3 protein-coding genes are annotated in these 2,837 nt (G+C 66.2%); 2 read left to right on the forward strand and 1 reads right to left on the reverse strand.

The genetic code is table 11. From position 1 onward, the window contains the following. Window positions 1-7: 7 nt before the first annotated feature. Complete coding sequence (locus PLC66_RS22465; RefSeq protein ID WP_270068462.1) at window positions 8-418, reverse strand: hypothetical protein; 411 nt, start codon at window positions 416-418, stop codon at window positions 8-10. A 325-nt stretch (window positions 419-743) separates the two neighbouring features. Between PLC66_RS22465 and PLC66_RS22470 the strand changes: the two genes are divergently transcribed. After that, window positions 744-1,688, forward strand: a complete 945-nt coding sequence (locus PLC66_RS22470) for a chromate resistance protein ChrB domain-containing protein (RefSeq protein WP_324544400.1) — start codon at window positions 744-746, stop codon at window positions 1,686-1,688. Continuing rightward, window positions 1,685-2,837, forward strand: a 1,153-nt coding sequence (gene chrA / locus PLC66_RS22475) for a chromate efflux transporter (RefSeq protein ID WP_324544401.1), incomplete at its 3' end; no start/stop codon positions are given. The genes PLC66_RS22470 and chrA, both read left to right, overlap by 4 nt.

The raw sequence follows: 2,837 nt of genomic DNA on the forward strand, positions 1-2,837 counted from the left end.
CGACAGGTCAAACGATCAGGAGACGTTTTGGCGGGCGCTCGAGCGTGGCGCAGGGTGCGGGATAGCCGAGGCGACGCTCGTCGGCGATCCACTGATTCGACAGCGGTGGAACACCTGTCGCGTGCGTGGGTGGCACGTTCGGCTTGTCGTGGCTGTGGTCGGCCGGGTTGTGACCGTGTTGGTGGGGCCCGCCCTCGTCCTCGACGTCATCATGGCTATGGCCATGATCGTCCTGATCCGTGCCCGCATTGGCAAACGCATGCGCGTGGGAGGCAGCATGCAACGGATCGTGAGACAGGGAGATCGCACTCGAGAACGCGAACAGCGCATGCGAGAGCATCAGCAGCCCGACCAATCCCCTCGCCAGCGCGCGGGCGATCTCTTGCGAGAAGAAGGATGAGGCGGCAAACACGGTCATGACGGGTCGGTTTCGCGAGGGCTGGGCGCCTTCGGTGATCGGTGCGCCGTTTTATACAGGAGTCCGGCTTGTTGCGGGACATTCGCAACAATCGGAAACGTCAGGGCCGTGCGGAGAATTGCCCCGTCCACGCATGGGTGCAACGCCGCTGCCGCCATCGACCTTGGGGGTGTGGCAACGAGCGCACCGGGTGGGCGTGTGGCACGGTCGGCCGTCATTCTGATGCGGTTTGCGAGGTCGCCCAGGAGGGATGAACTGCGGATATTTGTGATAAGTGAAACTGCAAGTTATAGTGTAAACATTCATCAGCTTGAGAAGCCCGGTTTTGAGCTATCTCGCCCTTTTCGTCAGCCTGCCCACGAAGGCATCGACCGGCCGCATGCGCGTCTGGCGTTCGGTCAAGGCCCTGGGTTGCGCAACGCTGCGCGACGGGGTCTATCTGCTACCCGACTCGGTCGACAGCGCTGCGGTGCTGGACGAGGTGGCCGGGCACGCGGTGGAGGCCGGAGGGAGCGGCGAGGTCTATCGTCTGTCGGGGTGCGACGAGGCAAGAGAGGACGCGTTGCGCGCCCTGTTCGACCGGAGCGAGGAGTACGCCAACATCGCCGGGGAGATCAGGGATCTCGGACGGAGCCAGGCATCTCTCGACGGCGCCGTCGCCGCGCGCAAGCTCCAGACGCTCGGGCGCCGCTTCGAGCAGGTGACGCGCATCGACTTTTTTCCGGGCGAGGCGCAGCGCCAGACCCTGAGCCTGATCGACGACCTGCGCGCTGCGCTCATGCGCCGCCTGTCTCCCGATGAACCGACTGCCCGTCCGGCCGACATTCCGGTATGCGCGCGCGCCGACTTTCAGGGCCGCGTCTGGGCCACACGTGCACGTCCGTGGGTGGACCGACTGGCCAGTGCCTGGCTGATCCGCCGCTTCATCGACCCGCACGCCCGCATCGTCTGGCTGGCGAGCCCCTCCGACTGCAAGGCCGATTGGCTTGGCTTCGATTTCGACGGTGCGACGTTCAGCCACGTCGGCACCAAGGTGACGTTCGAGACCTTGTTGGCAAGCTTCGAACTGGAGTCCGATCCTGCGCTGCTGCGGCTGGGTGCGCTGGTGCATTGCCTGGACGCGGGCGGGCTGCCGGTGCCGGAGGCGCCGGGCATCGAAGCGTTGCTCGCCGGCCTGCGCGCATCCGAGCCCGACGACGACGCGCTGCATGCGCGCGCGTGCGAGATCTTCGACTGGCTGCTGCAGAACTACAAGGACAATACAGCTTGAACACCCCGGCCCAGGCGCGACCCGCCCACCCCTCTTTCCGCGAAGCCTTCCTCTACTGGCTCAAGCTCGGTTTCATCAGCTTCGGCGGCCCCGCCGGGCAGATCGCGATCATGCACCAGGAGCTGGTCGAGAGACGGCGCTGGATTTCCGAGCGCCGATTCCTGCACGCGCTGAATTACTGCATGCTGCTGCCCGGTCCCGAGGCGCAGCAGCTTGCCATCTACCTTGGCTGGCTGCTGCATCGCACCTGGGGCGGCATCGTCGCCGGCGTCCTGTTCGTGCTGCCCTCGCTCTTCATCCTCGCGGCGCTCACCTACGTCTATCTGGCCTTCGGCAACCTGACCTTCGTGCAGGGGGTGTTCAACGGCATCAAGCCGGCGGTGGTGGCCATCGTCGTCTTCGCCGCCTGGCGCATCGGCTCGCGGGCATTGAAGAACAATGTGCTTTGGGCGCTGGCGGCAGCGTCCTTCGTCGCCATCTTTGTCTTCGGCGTCCCCTTCCCCTACATCGTGCTCGTGGCCGGCATCCTGGGCTACATCGGCGGCCGGGTGATGCCGGACAAGTTCCGGGTGGGCGGCGGGCACGGGGCCAGCGACAAGGACTACGGCCCGGCGCTCATCGACGACGACACCCCGCCGATGGCCCACACCCGGTTCCGCTGGTCCTACCTGCTCACCCTGCTGATCGCGAGTCTGGCACTCTGGGTCGGGGCCATGGCGATGCTGGCGGATCCCGTGCTGCGGGACATGGGCGAGTTCTTCACCAAGGCAGCGCTGCTGACCTTCGGCGGCGCCTATGCGGTGCTGCCCTACGTCTATCAGGGCGGCGTCGAGACCTATGGCTGGTTGACCGGCACGCAGATGATCGATGGCCTGGCGCTCGGTGAGACCACACCGGGGCCACTGATCATGGTGGTGTCCTTCGTCGGCTTCGTGGGCGCCTGGACCAAGGAGATCTTCGGGCCGGATGCGCTGGCGCTCGCCGGCATGGCCGGCGCCACGGTGGCCACCTTCTTCACCTTCCTGCCCAGTTTCGTGTTCATCCTGGCAGGCGCTCCGCTGGTGGAATCCACCCACGGCGACCTCAAATTCACCGCGCCGCTCACCGGCATCACCGCCGCCGTGGTGGGCGTGGTGCTCAACCTGGCCC

This window comes from Thauera sp. (assembly GCF_035444905.1).
GTDB lineage: Bacteria > Pseudomonadota > Gammaproteobacteria > Burkholderiales > Rhodocyclaceae > Thauera.